Annotated in this window: 23 protein-coding genes; 17 read left to right on the top strand and 6 right to left on the bottom strand. The window is 35.1% G+C overall.

The window, feature by feature from the left end; all coding sequences use genetic code 11:
- Nucleotides 1–22: 22 nt before the first annotated feature.
- The 11 genes from trxA to NTY12_05165 all read left to right on the top strand — a co-directional run bounded on the left by trxA (nt 23) and on the right by NTY12_05165 (nt 6,908).
- Nucleotides 23–361, top strand: coding sequence for a thioredoxin (trxA, locus tag NTY12_05215; GenBank protein ID MCX6793386.1), 339 nt, complete (start codon nt 23–25; stop codon nt 359–361).
- Nucleotides 362–365: 4 nt separating this feature from the next.
- The gene (arsM, locus tag NTY12_05210) at nt 366–1,100 is read left to right on the top strand and encodes an arsenite methyltransferase (protein ID MCX6793385.1); all 735 of its coding nucleotides are present in this window, start codon (nt 366–368) and stop codon (nt 1,098–1,100) included.
- A 106-nt stretch (nt 1,101–1,206) separates the two neighbouring features.
- The gene (locus tag NTY12_05205; GenBank protein MCX6793384.1) at nt 1,207–1,968 is read left to right on the top strand and encodes a tryptophan-rich sensory protein; all 762 of its coding nucleotides are present in this window, start codon (nt 1,207–1,209) and stop codon (nt 1,966–1,968) included.
- Nucleotides 1,969–1,976: 8 nt separating this feature from the next.
- Nucleotides 1,977–2,186: a DUF2892 domain-containing protein gene (locus tag NTY12_05200; GenBank protein MCX6793383.1), complete on the top strand. Its 210-nt coding sequence runs from the start codon at nt 1,977–1,979 to the stop codon at nt 2,184–2,186.
- On the top strand, nt 2,179–3,657 hold the full coding sequence (crtI, locus tag NTY12_05195; GenBank protein ID MCX6793382.1) for a phytoene desaturase family protein: 1,479 nt from the start codon (nt 2,179–2,181) through the stop codon (nt 3,655–3,657). The genes NTY12_05200 and crtI overlap by 8 nt, the downstream gene beginning before the upstream one ends.
- Before the next feature lie 8 nt (nt 3,658–3,665).
- Nucleotides 3,666–4,874 carry an AarF/ABC1/UbiB kinase family protein gene (locus NTY12_05190; GenBank protein ID MCX6793381.1) on the top strand — a complete coding sequence of 403 codons (1,209 nt, stop codon included), beginning with the start codon at nt 3,666–3,668 and terminating at the stop codon, nt 4,872–4,874.
- 11 nt (nt 4,875–4,885) lie between these two features.
- Nucleotides 4,886–5,203: a DUF2834 domain-containing protein gene (locus tag NTY12_05185; protein ID MCX6793380.1), complete on the top strand. Its 318-nt coding sequence runs from the start codon at nt 4,886–4,888 to the stop codon at nt 5,201–5,203.
- Nucleotides 5,204–5,278: 75 nt separating this feature from the next.
- Entirely contained in the window at nt 5,279–5,680 is a 402-nt protein-coding gene (locus tag NTY12_05180) for a hypothetical protein (protein ID MCX6793379.1), read from the top strand.
- A 93-nt stretch (nt 5,681–5,773) separates the two neighbouring features.
- Nucleotides 5,774–6,037 carry a PQ-loop domain-containing transporter gene (locus NTY12_05175; GenBank protein ID MCX6793378.1) on the top strand — a complete coding sequence of 88 codons (264 nt, stop codon included), beginning with the start codon at nt 5,774–5,776 and terminating at the stop codon, nt 6,035–6,037.
- A gap of 9 nt (nt 6,038–6,046) precedes the next feature.
- Complete coding sequence (locus NTY12_05170; protein MCX6793377.1) at nt 6,047–6,208, top strand: hypothetical protein; 162 nt, start codon at nt 6,047–6,049, stop codon at nt 6,206–6,208.
- Between the two features lie 19 nt (nt 6,209–6,227).
- Nucleotides 6,228–6,908, top strand: coding sequence for an HAD family phosphatase (locus tag NTY12_05165; GenBank protein ID MCX6793376.1), 681 nt, complete (start codon nt 6,228–6,230; stop codon nt 6,906–6,908).
- A 53-nt stretch (nt 6,909–6,961) separates the two neighbouring features.
- Here NTY12_05165 and NTY12_05160 read toward each other — a convergent pair whose 3' ends face one another.
- Genes NTY12_05160 through NTY12_05150 form a run of 3 tightly spaced genes read right to left on the bottom strand, consistent with a single transcriptional unit; the run spans nt 6,962 to nt 9,715 of the window.
- The gene (locus NTY12_05160; GenBank protein ID MCX6793375.1) at nt 6,962–7,780 is read right to left on the bottom strand and encodes a hypothetical protein; all 819 of its coding nucleotides are present in this window, start codon (nt 7,778–7,780) and stop codon (nt 6,962–6,964) included.
- A gap of 22 nt (nt 7,781–7,802) precedes the next feature.
- Complete coding sequence (locus NTY12_05155) at nt 7,803–8,402, bottom strand: cytidylate kinase family protein (protein MCX6793374.1); 600 nt, start codon at nt 8,400–8,402, stop codon at nt 7,803–7,805.
- Nucleotides 8,399–9,715, bottom strand: coding sequence for a coproporphyrinogen-III oxidase family protein (locus tag NTY12_05150; protein MCX6793373.1), 1,317 nt, complete (start codon nt 9,713–9,715; stop codon nt 8,399–8,401). The genes NTY12_05155 and NTY12_05150 overlap by 4 nt, the downstream gene beginning before the upstream one ends.
- Before the next feature lie 85 nt (nt 9,716–9,800).
- Here NTY12_05150 and NTY12_05145 point away from each other — a divergent pair, with 85 nt between their 5' ends.
- The 3 genes from NTY12_05145 to NTY12_05135 all read left to right on the top strand — a co-directional run bounded on the left by NTY12_05145 (nt 9,801) and on the right by NTY12_05135 (nt 12,680).
- Nucleotides 9,801–10,589 carry a hypothetical protein gene (locus NTY12_05145; protein MCX6793372.1) on the top strand — a complete coding sequence of 263 codons (789 nt, stop codon included), beginning with the start codon at nt 9,801–9,803 and terminating at the stop codon, nt 10,587–10,589.
- Nucleotides 10,590–10,804: 215 nt separating this feature from the next.
- Complete coding sequence (locus NTY12_05140) at nt 10,805–11,371, top strand: LexA family transcriptional regulator (protein MCX6793371.1); 567 nt, start codon at nt 10,805–10,807, stop codon at nt 11,369–11,371.
- Between the two features lie 4 nt (nt 11,372–11,375).
- Nucleotides 11,376–12,680: a DNA polymerase IV gene (locus tag NTY12_05135; GenBank protein MCX6793370.1), complete on the top strand. Its 1,305-nt coding sequence runs from the start codon at nt 11,376–11,378 to the stop codon at nt 12,678–12,680.
- Between the two features lie 25 nt (nt 12,681–12,705).
- Here NTY12_05135 and NTY12_05130 read toward each other — a convergent pair whose 3' ends face one another.
- The gene (locus tag NTY12_05130) at nt 12,706–13,044 is read right to left on the bottom strand and encodes a TfoX/Sxy family protein (GenBank protein ID MCX6793369.1); all 339 of its coding nucleotides are present in this window, start codon (nt 13,042–13,044) and stop codon (nt 12,706–12,708) included.
- Between the two features lie 64 nt (nt 13,045–13,108).
- Here NTY12_05130 and NTY12_05125 point away from each other — a divergent pair, with 64 nt between their 5' ends.
- Nucleotides 13,109–13,759, top strand: a complete 651-nt coding sequence (locus NTY12_05125; protein ID MCX6793368.1) for a hypothetical protein — start codon at nt 13,109–13,111, stop codon at nt 13,757–13,759.
- Nucleotides 13,760–13,882: 123 nt separating this feature from the next.
- Here the strand turns inward: NTY12_05125 and NTY12_05120 are convergent, their stop codons facing one another.
- Nucleotides 13,883–15,040 carry a glycosyltransferase family 4 protein gene (locus NTY12_05120; GenBank protein MCX6793367.1) on the bottom strand — a complete coding sequence of 386 codons (1,158 nt, stop codon included), beginning with the start codon at nt 15,038–15,040 and terminating at the stop codon, nt 13,883–13,885.
- A gap of 128 nt (nt 15,041–15,168) precedes the next feature.
- On the opposite strand from NTY12_05120, the gene NTY12_05115 reads away from it, so the two are divergent.
- On the top strand, nt 15,169–16,176 hold the full coding sequence (locus tag NTY12_05115; GenBank protein ID MCX6793366.1) for a cation diffusion facilitator family transporter: 1,008 nt from the start codon (nt 15,169–15,171) through the stop codon (nt 16,174–16,176).
- A 105-nt stretch (nt 16,177–16,281) separates the two neighbouring features.
- Entirely contained in the window at nt 16,282–16,719 is a 438-nt protein-coding gene (locus tag NTY12_05110; GenBank protein MCX6793365.1) for a hypothetical protein, read from the top strand.
- A 43-nt stretch (nt 16,720–16,762) separates the two neighbouring features.
- On the opposite strand, the gene NTY12_05105 is transcribed toward NTY12_05110, so the two are convergent.
- Nucleotides 16,763–17,494, bottom strand: coding sequence for a polysaccharide deacetylase family protein (locus NTY12_05105; protein MCX6793364.1), 732 nt, complete (start codon nt 17,492–17,494; stop codon nt 16,763–16,765).
- Between the last annotated feature and the right edge of the window lie 85 nt (nt 17,495–17,579).

The raw sequence follows: 17,579 nt of genomic DNA, 5'->3' as shown, positions 1-17,579 counted from the left end.
TAAATAATCTAACTATAAAATTATGAGTAAAGTAATAGCTCTTACTAAAGAAACCTGGGATAAAGATGTTATGCAATCTGAACTTCCGGTTTTGGTTGATTTTTGGGCACCATGGTGTGGTCCTTGTCAGATGATGATCCCGGTCTTAGATGATTTGGCTGATGAGTTTGAAGGTAAAATAACAATCGCCAAGCTAAACATTGATGAGCCAGCTCATCGCGCCTTAGCGATTGATTTTCAAATTCAGTCTATTCCATCCTTAAAACTTTTTAAGGGCGGGAAAATTATTAAAGATTATCTTGGTTATAAAAGTGCCGATGATTTCTCGGATGAATTAACCAGCGCTTTAAAAAATATATAATTATATGGAAGACGCTAAGCTTAAGGATGTAGTTAAAAAAAGCTATGCTGAAATTGCAAGCACAAAGAAAACTTGTTGTGGTTGCCGTAGCGCTCAAACAATATCTAAAAGCATTGGTTATTCTGATGAGGAGATGAACGCCGTGCCTGAAGCTAACTTAGGTTTGGGCTGTGGCAACCCGATTGCTTTAAGTAAAATCAAAGCCGGCGATATAGTCCTAGATTTAGGTAGTGGCGCTGGCTTTGATGCTTTTTTAGCAGCTGACAAAGTTGGCGTTGATGGCAAAGTTATTGGTGTTGATATGACAAAGGAAATGATTGTTAAGGCAAATGAAAATGCTAAAAAATATAATTATAAAAATGTTGAATTTAAGTTAGGTGATATTGAAGAATTACCGCTTGAGGATAATTCAATTGATATTATTATTAGTAATTGCGTGATAAATTTGGCCCCGGATAAATTAAAAGTTTTCAAGGAAGCTAATAGAGTTTTAAAGCCAGGCGGGAAGATGTATCTTTCAGATATTGTTTTATTGGCTGATTTAACAAGCGAGCAAAGAAATGATGAAAAACTTATTGCTGGTTGTGTTGGTGGGGCTTTGTTAAAAAATGATTATCTTGAGATTGTAAAACAGGCTGTTTTTGAAATAAATATTTTAGGAGAAAATAAAGAAATTAGTAAAAAACAGTATGAAGGTCTGCCGCTAGAGAGTTTGGCGCTTGAAGCGATTAAAGCTTAGTTTGTAATACTGCATTAAACTGGGTTAAGCCCAGTTTTTTGTTATTTTATGTAGCTATTAAATTTGAATAAAATATGCTAAAATAGTGTATATTTAACAAAAATTTATGAAATCAATGCTAATTAAGGTTTTCGCAGCAATCGCCTATATTGCCATGGTTGTAGTCAATTTCTTAGCCAATGCTTTGCCAATTAATAATCGCTCGACTGGAGCAATCTCTGATGCTTATCCTAACCTGTTTGCTCCTGCTGGTTTAACTTTTTCAATCTGGGGGCTGATTTACCTTTTACTAGCTGGCTATGTAGTTTATCAGTTTATAAAAAAGGATCATAAATCTAAAGAGCTTTTTAGTAAAATTAATCCTCTGTTTATTGCTAGTTCGATCGCTAATATCTCTTGGATATTTTCATGGCACTATGATTTTATCGGTCTTTCAGTTGTCATAATGGCTGTCTTGTTAATTTTACTGATTAAGATTGCCGATATTATCCGCCGACAAGAATTTACTTCAACAGAAAAACTTTTTGTTTGGGCACCTTTTAGTATCTACTTTGGTTGGATTACCGTGGCGACGATCGCCAACATCACAGTCTTCTTAGTCAGTCTTGGTTGGAATGGCTTTGGAGTAGCTGACTTTATTTGGACAAGTATAATTTTACTTGTCGGAGCGCTGATTGGAATTTTGCGTATGCGTCATGATAAAAATATTGCTTATGGTTTAGTGCTTGTCTGGGCTTACTCAGGAATATTGCTTAAGCATTTATCATCTGATGGTTTTAGTGGGCAGTATCCAAGTATCATTATTACTGTTGTTGTGTGTTTGGTTTCGTTTATATTTTTTGTAGTTAAAATTATTTATAAAAAATAATAAAACATATGAAAAAAAATATAGGTAAATTAGATCGATTAGGGCGGCTCTTTTTAGGTATTGTTTGTCTAATTATAGCTTTATTAGCTTCGTTCTCTGTGGTCGTAAGAATTATTGTTGCCTTAGTAGGTTTATTTACGATTTACGAAGCCCTCGCTGGTTGGTGTGCCTTTTATGCTTTAATCGGCAAAAATACTTGCCCAATCAAATATGAATAGCAAAAAGAAAGTCATAATTATCGGCGCCGGTCCTGGCGGTCTTAGCTCAGGCATGATTTTAGCTCATCGCGGCTACGATGTTACGGTGTACGAAAAACAAAGTTATGTCGGCGGTCGAACGTCGCCGCACAAAGAAGGAGATTTTTTGTTTGAACTAGGTCCTACCTTTGTAATGCTGCCACAAATTTTCGAAGAAGTTTTTGCAATGTCTGGGAAAAAATTGTCTGATTACGTTGAACTTAAAAGGCTAGAAACAATGTATCGTCTTCACTTTAGTGATGGACGAGATTTTCATGTTTATTTTGATAAGCAAAAATTAAAGCAAGAAATTACTCGACTCTTTCCTGGCGATGAAGCTGGTTACGATCGCTATCTAGCAGAACAAAAAGTTAAGTTTGATAAAATGTATCCTTGCTTGAAAATTCCTTATCTAACACCACTAAATTACCTTAACCCCAAGCTATTGCGCGCTTTGCCGGCGATGCAAATATTCAAAACTCTTTATCAGGTTTTATCCGGTTATTTTAAAAATAAAGATTTACGCATTTCGATGGCATTCCAAGCCAAGTATTTGGGTATGTCACCTTGGGCTTGTCCTGGACCATTTTCTATTTTGTCATACATGGAGCATGCCTTCGGTGTTTTTCATCCTATGGGCGGAGTTCATAAGTTAACTGAAGCCATGGCGAAAGTCTTGCAAGAGAATGGCGGGAAATTATTATTAAATACCGGAGTGAAGAAGATTTTAGTTGAAAACGGGAAAGCTGTTGGTGTGCAACTAGAAAATGGCGAAGAAAAAAAAGCTGACATTGTAATTATGAACACGGATTTCGCTAAAGGCATGATTGACATGGTTAAAAATGAAACTCGACCAAGTTGGTCTAATCGTAAATTAGCTCGTAGCTCATATTCTTGCTCAACCTTTATGTTATATTTGGGTTTGAAGAAGAAATATGATTTTGAACATCATAATATATTTTTTGCTAACAACTATAAGAGGAATGTTGATGAAATTTCAGCAGGAATTTTATCAAAAGATTTTTCTCTATATGTTCAAAATGCTTCAGTAACTGACCCTAGTTTAGCGCCGGAAGGTAAATCAGCAATTTATATTTTAGTTCCTGTGCCAAATCTTGTGACTGGCATAGACTGGGAAAAAGAAAAAAGCGCTTTTCGTGATTTAGTGCTAGACAAATTAGCTAGCGATACTGAAATGAAAGATATTCGCGAGCAAATTGAAATTGAAAAAATTATCACCCCACTTGATTGGCAAAATGATAAATTTGTTTATCAAGGAGCGGTCTTTAATTTGGCGCACACTTTAGGACAAATGCTTTATCTGCGTCCGCACAATAAATTTGAAGATATTTCAGGATTATATATTGTTGGTGGAGGAACACATCCTGGCTCAGGTCTGCCAACTATTTTAGAATCAGGTCGAATCGCGGCCGATTTAATTGAACAGAATTAATATTTACTATGAATACTTGGCAATCTCTTTGGCTGGTTAGGGAATTATATTATAAAAAGGGTTTGCCGAATCTTAAGAAAATACAATCGCTTGGTCTTTTAGCGGTTAAAATTGGGCAAATTCATGCTTTGCGCCTAGATTTTTTGTCGGCTGAAAAGTGTCAGGCTTTAGCAACGCTCTATCGCAGTAACAACCCAGTTCCAGCCGAAGAAGTTAAGGTCTTACTGTTAGAGCATGGTGGCGCAAGTTTTACAGACAACTTTTCATTGATTGAAGAACAGCCTTTAGCGACCGCATCGGTTGGCCAGGTTTATAAAGCTAAACTTAAGAACGGCAGTGATGTTGTTATTAAAGTAATTAAAGCGCGTTTTAAGAAAAGTTTTTCATATGATATAAAACGTTTGCGTGGCTTTTTTAAGTTAGTGCTAAAGTTTAATCCAAAATTAAAAAGTGTTGGTAATCCTTTGGGGATTTTAGATGACATAGAAACTTATACTTTAACTGAACTTGATTTACGTAATGAGGCGAAGGGCGCCGCAGTACTCGAGGGAATATATTTGAAGTACAAAGATCACTTTGATCTTTCAATGCTTAAATTCCAAAAGATTTATAAAGAATATTCCGGTGAAAATATTTTAGTTTCCGAATTTATAAATGCGCCAACGGTTGATGAATTATTAACTGCTGGTCGTTTTAGTTATGAGGATATGCTAAAGTTTTTCTACTTACAAGGCTTTTATATTTTTATTGCTGGTAAGTTTCATGGTGATGTTCATCCGGGAAATATTTTATATGATGGTAAACAGTTCTATTTTGTTGACATGGCATTTATTGGCGAGGTTAGTGAAAGAATTCGCCGCGGATTATTTTTCTTTTTTGAAGCTTTGTCCTTCTATAATTATGATGATTGCGCTAAGTACTTAAATGAAATGGCAGAAATTAGAATTGAAGGTGAGGCTTACGAAAAGTTTAAGCTAGATTTTAAGGAAGTTTATAAAGACTATGCTGGTAAAACCGTCAGCCAAGCTTCATTAACTAAGCAGATGATGCTCACGATTAAGCTAGGTGTTAATTCGGGCATGGTTTTCGAAAAAGGAATCTTCGCCATCATTCGCAGTCTTATGTATCTTGATGGTATGGTTTTAAAATGTAATCCGAATGCAATATTGATGGAGGACATGCGTCAATTTATTCAAGCTTATAAAAAAGAAATTTAATTAATAACTATATGATGAAATACGTTTATTTTTTTCTTGCTATGATCGGCATAGTTTTGCCTTATTCTCAGTTTGTCCCTTGGACAATGACTAATGGGATGGATTTAGTAAAAATGGGTCAGGCTATGTTTGTTAATCAGATTGCTGCAGGGATTGCGCTCGACGCCTTAACCGCCGCAGTTATTTTAATTATTTATATTTTAGTTCAACAAAAGAAAAAGCCTGTTAAATATTTTTGGCTACCAATTGTCGGGACTTTTGTTTTTGGTTTAGCTTTTGCGCTACCTTTTTATTTTTATTTACGTGAGTTTGTGTCTGAAAAAGAGTAATTATTTCATAAGTTTAGCTTGACAAGGTGATTATTATAGTGTATAATAAAATTATAATTATTTAAAATCAAATCTATGTTTAAAGGTATTGAAAAACAGTCAAACGACAATGATGACATGCCGTCAGAGGATGAAGAGAAAAGACGTTTAGGCATTCCGGTTGATAGTGATGATGAAGAGCACTACTTACGTGGTGATAAGTCCGTAGAAAACGAAGAAGATGAAGAAGGCGAAGAAGAGGAAGTTTCAGAGTATAAAGAAATCGTTGATAAAGATTTATCTGATACTGAGTTTTTAGACGAACAAGAGGCGAAAGCTTATGTGCCAAGCTCGGGCCAAGAAGCAGATGAAGACAATTTAGATGGTAATTCAGAAAAACTTGGCGACGAAGATGATGCTAACGAACCATTATCAGAGGGTAGAAAGAAACAACTGCAGGAGTTCATGGATCGAGAGCAGACAAACAAGGCTAGTTAATTTAGCTTTAGAAAAAAATTAGTATATTTTTAAACAGACTACACTAGAGGTGGTCTGTTTTTTATTTTTAAGATTTACTGCTACTATATAATTATGCATGAATACATTGGTTGGATCGGCGCCTTTCTGTTTGCTATCTGCGCTGTTCCTCAAGTTATTAAAACCTGGCAAACAAAAAAAGCCGACGATTTGTCCTGGCTCTTTTTGCTATTTTGGTTGTTTGGTGAGATATTGATGCTTATCTATTTAATTATAGATGATGCGGCTCTCGGTATAACTCATTACCCATTATATGTAAACTATATTTTTAACATTGTCATGGTTCTGTATTTAGTTTATGCTAAGAAAGTTTATTAAATTATGTTTATGGTAAATCAACCAGATCCAAAACCCAATACCCCGCCAATTAAGACTCCTAAAGAAAACAATAAACCAGAAGGTGAATTAGAAGATTTAGATGATATGTCTGATTGGTTTAAAAATAATTTAGTTAACCCCGAAGATAATCCTTTTACACGGGCTAGTTAAAAATATTTAATCTAAAAATATGTCTTACGGATTTATTTTCGATTTAGACGGTTTGTTGATTGATACTCAGCTACCTTTTCATGCTCTTGCTGAAAGCATGATTTTTGATAAATACGGTTTGCATTTATTGCCCGAAGAAATTTCTGAGCGCTATGCTGGCATATCGACCCGTAAAATTTTTAGTGAATTGTTGCCCAATGAAAAGGCTGATGATTTAGTTAAAGAAAAATGGGAAATAATGTCTTCTCTGGTTAAAGCTAAAGCGCCCGTCGCTTTACCTGGTATGTTTGAAGTTTGTCAGTTTCTTAAAGCTAAGCAAGTTCCGATAATAATTGCTTCGGCGTCGCCCGCCTTTTGGATTGAATTGTGTCTTGATCAGTTAATAAACAATTCGGAACATAACTTTAGAGAAGTTTTTGAAAATAATTTTGTCTCAGCTGAAGAATGTAAAAACGGTAAGCCAGCGCCAGATGTTTTCTTATTAGCTAAAGAAAGATTAATCAAGGCCGGAGCTGATGAAAAGATTAAATGGTTTGTAGTTGGTGACGGTGAATCAGATTTAATGGGCGGCTTAGCGGCTGAAATGGATGTTTTATATTTATCTAGTACTAATTTTAATCATGATGAAAATGAGCGCGTTAAAAGGTTTTCGGATAGCGTTAGTTTGGCCTCTTATATAAGAGGAATAATTAGTAGTTAATGGTTATAAAAAAATAAGCCGTAAACATTTACTTTTGTTTACGGCTTTTTAGTTTATTTTTTAAAAGTTATTTCAGGAATTAAATCGCTGTATTGTTTGTATAATGCTAATATATTTTCATATAGCCATTGCAAACTATGTTTTTCTATTGCTGCCTCTTCCATATCTCCTCTCCATGTGTCATGTGCTGACGACTTTTTATTTTCATCAACAGTGTTGAATCTAATGCTGCCGTCCGAATAAAGAGAAGCATAGCTATTTCCTTTAGACTCGGACAATTTTGCATCTATTAAATATGCAGGATTGTCATGATAATAAATATATAGAATCGTATCCGAGTTTTCGAGCTGATAAGGAGCTTTGGCTCTTATCCCAGGGGTAGCGTTGAATATTTTTAACCATCTATTGAGGTTACGAGCCAATGTTTTTTCAGCTCTTGTTGCTTTTCGTATCGCCTCGTCAATCTTACTTTTAATTGGTGGACTCGAAATAATTAGTAGGTCATCGTTATTAGTGCTTCGTTGTATTATTTCTTCCCAAGCTGAATTAAAGTTATAGCTTTGCTTGATGCCTGTCCCTATAATTTCTACTTTACCAGTTTCGTGAAAAATTGCATGGGCGATGGCGTTAGGTAAATGATTGTTAAAGTCATTAAGGTGCTTACTTGATTTAGGAAAGCTAACGATAAAAGCAATCTTATCTTTAGTTAACCTTAGCTCATCTATAAGGCTAGTAAGAAGGTTGTTTATTTCAGGCTTGTCTGTAATACAGTTAATAATTTTCTGCTTTTGTAGAAATTGCTTCCAATTATCTAAACGACTTTGTCTTGTCTCAAGGTCTAAATTCTTTTTAGGAACAATTGGAATTTTCATTTTATCTCCTTTTTTAATTTTTTTATTTTCTAATTCCCCTTAAGTTAAGGGTGCTTAGAATTTCTGAAAAAACATTTTTTAGGTTTAATTTATCGGTGTTAATTATTAGATCAAAAACATGAGTGTCTCTTTTAATGTCAAAGCCTTTGTGTTCGCGATATAGCTCTCTTGTTTCTCCGTCTTTCATGATAATAACTGAGCGAGCTTTAGTCTGGTTTATTCTGCTGCGTCTCGCTACTCGTTTAACTCTTGTTTCTCTGCTTGATTGAAGATAAATCTTAAAAGCATGTTTTGTGAGCCAGGCAAGACTCCAACTATCTATTACAACTGCTCCTTTCCTTAGTTCTTTTAGGAGTATTTTGTCGCATTCAAAATCTGCTGGAGTTTTTGCCTTAAGTCGGTCTTTAAATAGCTTGATTCCAGCTGCGCTTTCCCAAAAACCACGCCCAGATTTAGATTTAGTGATTTCCGGCGTTTTCTTAAGCGCTAGATCTCGTAAAATACTTGAAGGATGAATAACTCTAAGCTTGAGTTCTCGAGCAAGCATTTTGGCAATAGTTGATTTTCCTGACCCAGAAAAACCAAAGACGATAATTCTAATTTTTTGTTTTTCATTTTTCATAATCCAATACCGTTCAACCCTTTGTAATATTTCGCCTCTTTAATTTTTGAGGACCGAGAAAAGAAGTAATAAGCCAAAGTATCTCGATAGTAAGCGGCTTTGGGTTTTAATCTAATGAAATTTTTTTCAATTGAAATAAACCCTAGGCTTCTTAGTATCTCCCAGATGTTCTTATGAGTTTCAGCTAAATCACAACTAAATTCATTTTGTATTTTTTTTAGATCGAGTGATTCAAGGTTATAGATAATAAATCGGCGCAGCCTTTCTTCATGATTAAGAAAGACAGCTGATTCTATTTTTGAACCTGGTCCCGGTCGTAGATCTATGTAGCGTCGGATAGCTAGTTGATGCTTGCTTGAACTGTAAGAATTACGATAGTGAAAGTTATTTGTATAGCTTCTAGCGCCAACTCCAAAGCCACAAAGTGATTCACCTTTAAAGACATTAACTTGCTGCTGATAAAATCCTTTGTTTGGTAGTATGAAGCGAAGATGAGAGTCTTGGACATAGCCACTGTTTAATAACTGATTGCGCGCTAGCTCGTAGGCTCTATGTTTTTCAATCAAAGACATTTGTTCTTGCTTTGAACTAATAAAACTTGTGCCCGGTATGGCGACTGTTCTATAAAGCTCGATGGTTTCTGGTCTATACGATATTAAATCTTTAATTGTTTGTTGCCAGCTAGTTAAGTTTTGTCCTGGTAGCCCATACATCAGGTCGCAGCACAAATTTTTGATATTACTATTTTTTATTTGGTTAATCGCGGTTTGTGTTTGTTTTGAGATATGGCAGCGCCTAACGCCTTTAAGCTCATTGTCATTGAGACTTTGAACGCCAATGCTAATGCGATTAAAACCTAACTGACTTAGTAATTCAATTTTGTTTGAATTAATTGATTCCGGTGTTGCTTCGATACTAATTTCAGTGGCCGTATTTAAAAAATTTGGAAATGATTTTTCAATCTGTTTCATGATTTTTATAATTTGGTTTTCTGATAAAAGCATTGGCGTGCCACCTCCGAAATTGATGGTATTTATTCTTCTTCCATGAACATGTGTTGCACTAGCTATTTCTTGTATTAAGGCCTCGACGTAAGACTCATAGTCATTTTGCTTATTACCCACGGTTGTTAAGTAACCACAAAAAGAACATTTTTGATTACAAAACGGAATATGAAAGTACAGATTGATATTTTCAGAAAACTTAACCTTAGAAATATCAAAGTTTGTATTGCTTTCATAGGCCCGGGTAGTCGGGTATGAGTATATGTAGGGGATTGAAGCTGACTGTTTAATAAATTGTAAAAGATCCATTTTTTTCTCCTGTTTATTTGTTGACAGAATATCAATCTCATGGTATTTTGTACATATGTCGAACGACTTTCGACAACATGATTTTATGAAACAGGAAATACCTAGTAAAATTAAAGAATTTTTAAGTAAAGCTGGTTTAGATGATAAGGAGGTACGGGTTTATGTCTATTTATTATCAACCGGGCCACAAAGCGCTAGTTATATCGCTAAGGCTTGTGGCTTAACTCGCACTAATGCTTACGATGTTATTAAGAAGCTGGAAAGTAGAGGACTTTGTTTTAACTTAGGTGCTGCCTATGGTAGAAAAATTAAAGCCAATCCGCCCACGGAATTAGTTGATATACTTAAAGCCAAGGAAAAGGAAATAGTTTATTTAAAAGATGAGCTGATTGAATTATTGCCAACGTTCAAAGGTTTAGATTTTTATAGACCAACAGCTCAGTCTCAGGTGTCATATTTTAAGGGACAAGAGAGTGTTAGAAAATTAATTAGACTATCGCTGCAAGCCACAGAGAAAGATATTCGTATTGCGGGATCAGAGCTTGATATGATTGATAAGTTAGGCAAAGAATTCTTGATTGATTATCATGTGCGAAGAGTTGCAAAGCATTTATTTACAAAGGCTCTACGTCCAGGCAAAGAGCGCGGCGCTCATGAAGTTTTTAAAGATGATAAAAAGTACTTAAGACAGACTCGTCTTCGTCCCGAAGGCTTAATTCGCCTAAAATCAATAATTATAATTTGGGATTCAAACATTGCTTTCTGTTCTTTGTCAGATGATATCTTTGGGACCTTGATTGAAAATGAAGCGCTCGCGATTATGCTAAAGAGCTGGTTTGATTTTGTGTGGAGCAAATCTAAAACAATTTCCTAACTATAAATCTAAGACCGTGTCTTCAAAATTTTAGCCAATTTGTTTTAGAGCTCGCTTGGCGTTAACGCATTCTTTTATAAGGCCGCGCGGGGACGGTCCGAAACAATGGAATTTATCGATTTAATCTAAGCAGAACCTTGATAAAGGGTTCTGCTAGTTTTTAAGCTTTACAGGTGAACGATTGTTTACTATAATGAAAGGACTAAATAAGACCCATGATAGAGAAGTATAAAAAAAGTATTATTCGTTTTTACCAAAAAAGTCGACGGATGCCGAGCTATTCGGAAATCATGACTCTGCTTGATTTTAAATCTAAGAACGCTGTCTTCAAATTGGTTAACAAATTGATTGAAGAAAATTTTTTATCTAAAGACAGCTCGGGCAAATTAATTCCTAAAAATCTTTATGGTGAACTAAGAGTTTTAGGTCAGGTTGAAGCCGGCTTTCCTTCGCCAGCCGAAGAAGAATTGTCTGACACTATAAGCATGGATGAATATTTAATTAAAAACAAAGAAGCAACTTACATGCTTAAAGTTAGCGGCGATTCAATGAAAGATGCTGGTATTATGGCTGGTGATATGGTTTTAGTTGATCGCAGTTTAACGCCAGTCCCAGGTAATATTGTCATTGCTGAAGTTGATAATCAATGGACTATAAAATATTTACGAAAAAAAGGCAGTACGATTTATTTAGAGCCAGCTAATATAAGATATCCTTTAATCTATCCTAGAGAAGAATTAAAAATTGCGGCCGTAGTTAAAGCAGTTGTTAGACGCTATTAAATTTATGCCGCTTAATTTAAGATCATTTCCGCAGGCTGTTTTGCACGTTGATGGCGATTGTTTTTTTGCTGCCTGCGAAGTAGCGCGTCGGCCGGAATTAAAAGGCAAACCAGTCGTTACTGGTTCAGAAAGAGGCATTGTCTCATCATTGAGTTATGAAGCTAAAGCCTTGGGCGTTAAACGCGCTATGTCTTTAAGTGAAGTTAAAAGAATTTGTCCTTCAACTATTTTTTTACCATCAGATTATGAAAGCTATAGTTTGTATTCTTTGCGCATGTTTAATATTGTTAGGCGTTTTACGTCGGCGGTTGAAGAATATAGTATCGATGAATGTTTTGCTGACTTAACTGGTTTGCAGAGACCACTTAATATGTCTTATGAAAAAATGGCGGAGAAAATTAAAGCCGCTCTAGACTCGGAATTGGGTTTTACATTTTCTGTTGGTCTGGCGCCGACTAAAGTTTTAGCTAAGGTCGGATCTAAATGGAAAAAACCTTCCGGCTTAACGATTATTCCTGGCCGCGAGATTCATCTGTATTTAGCAAAGCTAGACGTTGATAAAATTTGGGGCATTGGTCCGCAGACTTCGGCCTATTTAAATAAATGCGGCATTAAAAGCGCGCTGGATTTTGCTGAGAAAAATATAACTTGGATTAACCGAAATTTAACTAAGCCGCATCAAGAAATTTGGCAGGAGTTACGAGGTAATATGGTTTATGAAGTTGATCAAGAAAAAAAACAAAGCTATCAATCAATTAGTAAAACCAAAACATTTACTCCACCCTCTCGTGAGCGTGAACATGTCTTTAGTCAGCTATCTAAAAACACAGAAAATGCCTGTATTAAATTAAGGCGTTACCATCTAGCAACTAAAAAGATTTTTTTCTTTTTAAAAACTCAAGATTTTAAAGTAGTGGGTTTTGAGTTTAAGCTTATTCGTCCAACTGATAGCCCGGTTGAGATTGTAAAAATGATTGATAAATATTTTGCCAATGTTTTTTCGACTACAAAATTATTTAGAGCCACAGGAATCGTGCTAATGGATTTAACTGACAATTTATTGCATCAACCAGATTTGTTTAGTGAAAGCGTTCAGGCAGAAAAGATTTCTAAAATTTTTGGTAGCGTTGATGCTATGGCTAAACGTTATGGAAAACATGCTTTATTTTTAGGCTCAAGTTTTTCGGCCATGGACGGTGTTCAGCATCAGGGTGATCGTCAGCTCAAAAGCGATAGAAAAACCGAGCTGTTTAAGGGTGAAACCGCTAGAAAAAGACTAGCTATACCGTTTTTAGGCGGAGTAGTTTAATCAGATACAACAATAAGTAAGTTGATTATTGCTTAGTTTTTTTGATCTTGGGTTTAGGTAGTGGTAGACTGTCGGCGGTAATCACAACTAATCTAGCTAACCAATCTTTTTCTTCAATTAAATCACCCTCAATTAACATCGAAGCTTTAGCGCCAGGATAAGCAAAGCCTTCTTTGTATTTATCACCAAGGAATTTTTTACCGGCCTCAGTTATTTTCATGTACAAATTATTATCACAAACTAAAGCTACAACTTTTCCGTCACAATATAGCGCATATTCACCAAACATTTTTCTGGTGCTTATGCCGCTTACTTTAGTTAATTGATCTAAGATAAAATCAATGGTTGATTGTTTTGTCGCCATAACCTGGTTATATATTATTCTTTATGCTATAACTGGAATACATAGCTGTCAATTAATATAATTTATGTGCTTTTCTGCTCCTGCTAGTTTTGTTGCTGGTGCGGTTTTATCCTCAGCCGGTGTCATAACTCTAAAAAAAGTTAAAAATAAAAAACAAATTCCTTTGGCTTTGGTGCCATTGCTGTTTGGTATACAGCAAATCATCGAAGGCTTTGTTTGGATTTCTTTTGGCTGGGGAATGCCGAAACTTAATATTATTGCCACTTATGGTTTTACTTTCTTTTCACACATACTTTGGCCAATTTTTATTCCGATCGCTGTTTTTTTAGTTGAAACTGATCTTAGGCGAAAAAAAATAATTATGTTCTGCGGCGCCCTTGGTCTAATAGCGAGTTTTTATTCGTTTTTACTAATGATTATGTTCCCGGTTAGTTCGCAAATAAATTGTAATAGTCTGCAGTATATTTTTTCGTCTCTCGGTTTACCATTTTTTATTCACAGCGCGCTTTATCTAATCGCTACTTGCTTAGTTTGTTTGATCTCTAGTCATCGCTTAATAAAAATCTTTGGCGTCGCCGCGATTATCTTCCTTATTATCTCTTACTATTTTTACACAGTTACTTTTGCCTCGGTCTGGTGTTTTTTCGCAGCCATTCTTAGTTTGATAATATATTTGTTTATTAAACAACAAAAATTTAGCAAGAAAAAGCGCTAGCTTTTCAGTAGATTGTTTGAGCAACTTACCATTGTCTTGCAATATTGTTCGAGCGATTGCTTGTTCAGAAGCAAGTAGATAGTTGTCTCAAATAAAAAATTCCTAGCTGTTGTTAGGAATTTTTTAGTTTAAGATTTTTTTATATAGATCAATAAACTGTTCAATCATCTTATCGGCTGTAAATTGTTGAGCTGTTTCATAGGCCGCCAGGGACATTTTTTTACGTAAAGCATTGTTTTCTAGTAGTAGTTTAGTGTAGCTGATAACCTCTCTTTGGTTTTTCACCAGAAATCCATTTTGTCCATTAATAATAATTTCTGGCGCCACACCAACAGGATAGCTTAGCGGTACCATGCCTCGAGACATAGCTTCAATTAGACTCAAGGAGAATCCTTCATAGCGTGAAGAGATAAAAACAATTGAACCAGTTAAAGAATCAAATAATTCAGGAATTAGTGTTTTGTCGTAATTAGCTAAAACACGGTGTCTGGGTATTCCCATGGTTAGTATGTCAGTTAGTGCTTCATTGGTTGTGATGGCAATCGTGGTTTTGTTTTCTAATGGAAAATGTTTGTACCAATCCCAAATTCGATCAAGTCCTTTAAGTTTTAGATCAAACACCCCGTTGCCTAATCGGCCGATAAATATTAATGATGGTTTGCTTATTATTTTAGGCAAGGGTTTGGCAAACCAAAAATCCTCTATGGCGTTATGAATAACTGAAATATTGGCTGGCTTTGTGCCTAGTGAAATAATTTCATGCCTTACTTTTTTTGAGGAAGCAATAACCGCATCAGACCTGCTAGCAACTAATTTTTCTATTTCAGCTACGTCACGCAATGGTCGTCTAGTTTTAAGTTGAATTTCTTTAAGCGCTCCCTTGCACTTAAGCATTTCCCAAAATTTTTGTAGATTTGGTTCGAGTTTATTGGTTTGTGGCGTCATGTCTAGAAAACCCTTGGTCGTAGAACCAAAATGACTTATGACTGGAATATCATAAGCCAGAAAAGTTAGTGGTGTATAAGTTGTTCCTTGAATTAAATCGTAAGTTAATATTTCCTTACGATGTTCTAGCAAAGAAAAGAAAAATAAAATGTTACTTAAGCCTCTTAGCTGTACTGGAGGATCTGATAAATGAACATTTTTACCTAATAGGTTTGTGGTTGGGTAAAAATTCTTTACCTTAACCCCGTGCTTTTTTAATTTTAAGCATATTAGGTCGTTTATATAGGCTGCTCCAGTTCCAGCTTTTTTTTCATTATGTATAAAGGCTACTTTCATAGGCTCTAAGTATCTCAGTAAGTTGACCTGAGGTCAATTAAATTTTATTTAATTACAGCCAAAAAACTCGTTTTTTACTTTATTTATTAGAAAACTGCTATAATTGTAGTGTAAACACACTCTCAAATATGAATCATTCAAAGACTGCTGGGTATTTCCCGGTTTTCGCTGCTATCTTCGGCAATGCATTTGTGGCCTTAATTAAGATGATTATCGCCTTAATGTCAGGCTCTAGTGTTTTGCTATCAGAATCAATTCATAGCGTCGCTGACACGCTTAATCAAACTTTTTTGCTAATTGGTTTAAAGCGCTCGGTTAAAAAACCGAGTAATGATTTTGGCTATGGCTATGGTCAAGAAAGATTTTTTTGGGCCTTGATTTCAGCCTGCGGAATTTTTTTCATCGGCGCAGGAGCCACTGCTTATCAAGGTGTCAGCGCTTTGTTTCATGAAAAAGAGATTTTCTTAAACTGGTCAATTTTTTTGGTTTTAATAATTTCTTTTGTTGTTGAAGGCTGGACTTTTTTGGTTGCTGCCAGGGAATTAAAACATTCTTACCCCAACATGACTTACTGGAAAAGAATGAAGGTTGGTGACCCGACAACCTTGGCAGTATTTTTTGAGGATGGCGTCGCCGTCATTGGTATTATAATTGCTTTTATCAGTATTATTTTAACTAAATACACTGGTCATCATATTTACGATGCGCTTGGTTCAATTGTGATCGGACTTTTGCTCGGCGCCGTGGCGATTATTTTAATTTTAAAAAATCGTTCCTACCTTTTAGGTCGCTCAATTCCTCATGATTTAGAAGAAGACATAATTGAATTATTAGAAGCGGAGCCAGCGGTTGAAAAAGTAATTGATTTTAAATCATCTATTCTTGATATTGGAGTTTATCGAATAAAGTGTGAGATTGAATTTAATGGCTATATATTATTGAAAGAAATTTATCGTGATCAAGGTTTACGCGAACAATATGATGAAATAAAAGATGACTTTGAAGATTTTAAAAAGTTTTGTGTTGATTTTGCAGATCGTATTCCACGTTTGGTTGGAAAAAAGATTGATGATATAGAAAAAAAGTTAAAAGCTGAAAACCCTCATGTGAAATATATTGATATTGAGATTAACTAAAAGAGTTAATTACTCTTATGGTATTTAACATAGAGAAGCTGCTTAGATGGCTTATTCCGCTGGCTAGTGATAAAATATAAATATAGTTTAATTATTAAAAAACATATGGAACAATTAGAAAAATTCTTTGAGGATCTTTTCTTGAAAAAGATTACTTACCAACTTCCAGTGAAGGCTAAGGAAGTTATTGTGCAAATTGCCCCTTGGGTAACATTAGTAATTCTAGTGATTTCTTTGCCAGCGATTTTAGCGTTGTTTGGTTTTGGGTCAGCTTTAAGTGGTATGGGCATGTTCGGAAGATTTGGTGCCATGTACTACGTAAGCATGATAGCTCTGTTTGTTCAGTTAATTATGATGGCCCTCTCAATTTCGCCTTTGTTAAAAAGAGAGATTAAAGGCTGGAAGCTGGTTTATTATTCGAATTTAATTTCTTTTGTCTACGCAATATTGTCAGATTATAATTTTGGCGATATTATTTGGTCACTCCTTAGCTTGGCAATTGGAATGTATATTATTTTCCAGGTTAAGAGTTACTATAAATAATTTTTGTTTTTAAAAAAGACCTGCACTTTTTGTGCGGGTCTTTTTATTTTAGAAATGATTCTAGGTTTGTTTTATTTTGTATTCTTAGCCTGGTTAAAGTCAGCGATCTAGACATATCAGTTAAACCATTTTGTGTAGTGACAGCAAATTTATAGCCCGCTCCTTTAACTTCTTTTATGGTTCGATTGTCGTATTTGCCAGACGGATAAGCAAAACTAATAATTGGTTTTTTAAGAGTATCTTCTAGATATTTTTTTGAGCTAGATATTTCCCAGGTTAATTTTTTATTATTAACAAACCTCAAGTCAGGATGTGACCAAGTGTGGCCACCGATTTCAATATTGCTTTTAGCTAGAACTTTTATTTGTTCTAGTGTCATGTAGCGCGGCAAATTTATTGTACTAGCAATAACGTAGGTCACCGCTTTCATGTGTCTTTTTCTTAACTCGGGGAACGCCGCCGTATAAAAATCTTCATAGCCGTCATCAAAAGTTAGTATAATTGGTTTGGCGGGTAAATTGTTATTAACTACATCTTGAAAGTTGATTGTTTTATAGCCTAACTTTTTAATAGTATCAAGTTGTTCAGAAAATATTTTTGGTGCGACTGATAGGTTTATTCCTAGGGGGTCATTTATATCAGAATAATCTCTAATGTAGTGGTACATTAAAATTGGTATCTTTTTTCCTTGGTTTTTTTTCTCAGCCCCAAAAATTGGCCCTAAAGGAACCGTTAAAAATATAATTATTAGAATTAAATAAATTTTTTCTCTCATTAGTTAATATTAATCATAATTTCTATAAAAGGCAAAATTTTACTTTAACTCACCCCTGACCCCTCTCTACCCCTGCGGGGTAAAG

This window comes from Candidatus Falkowbacteria bacterium, assembly GCA_026396835.1.
In the GTDB taxonomy this organism is placed as follows: Bacteria; Patescibacteriota; Patescibacteriia; order Patescibacteriales; family Patescibacteriaceae; genus Patescibacterium.
The sequence above is the reverse complement of the archived record's forward strand: the minus strand, read 5'-3'. Positions and strand labels throughout refer to the sequence as shown.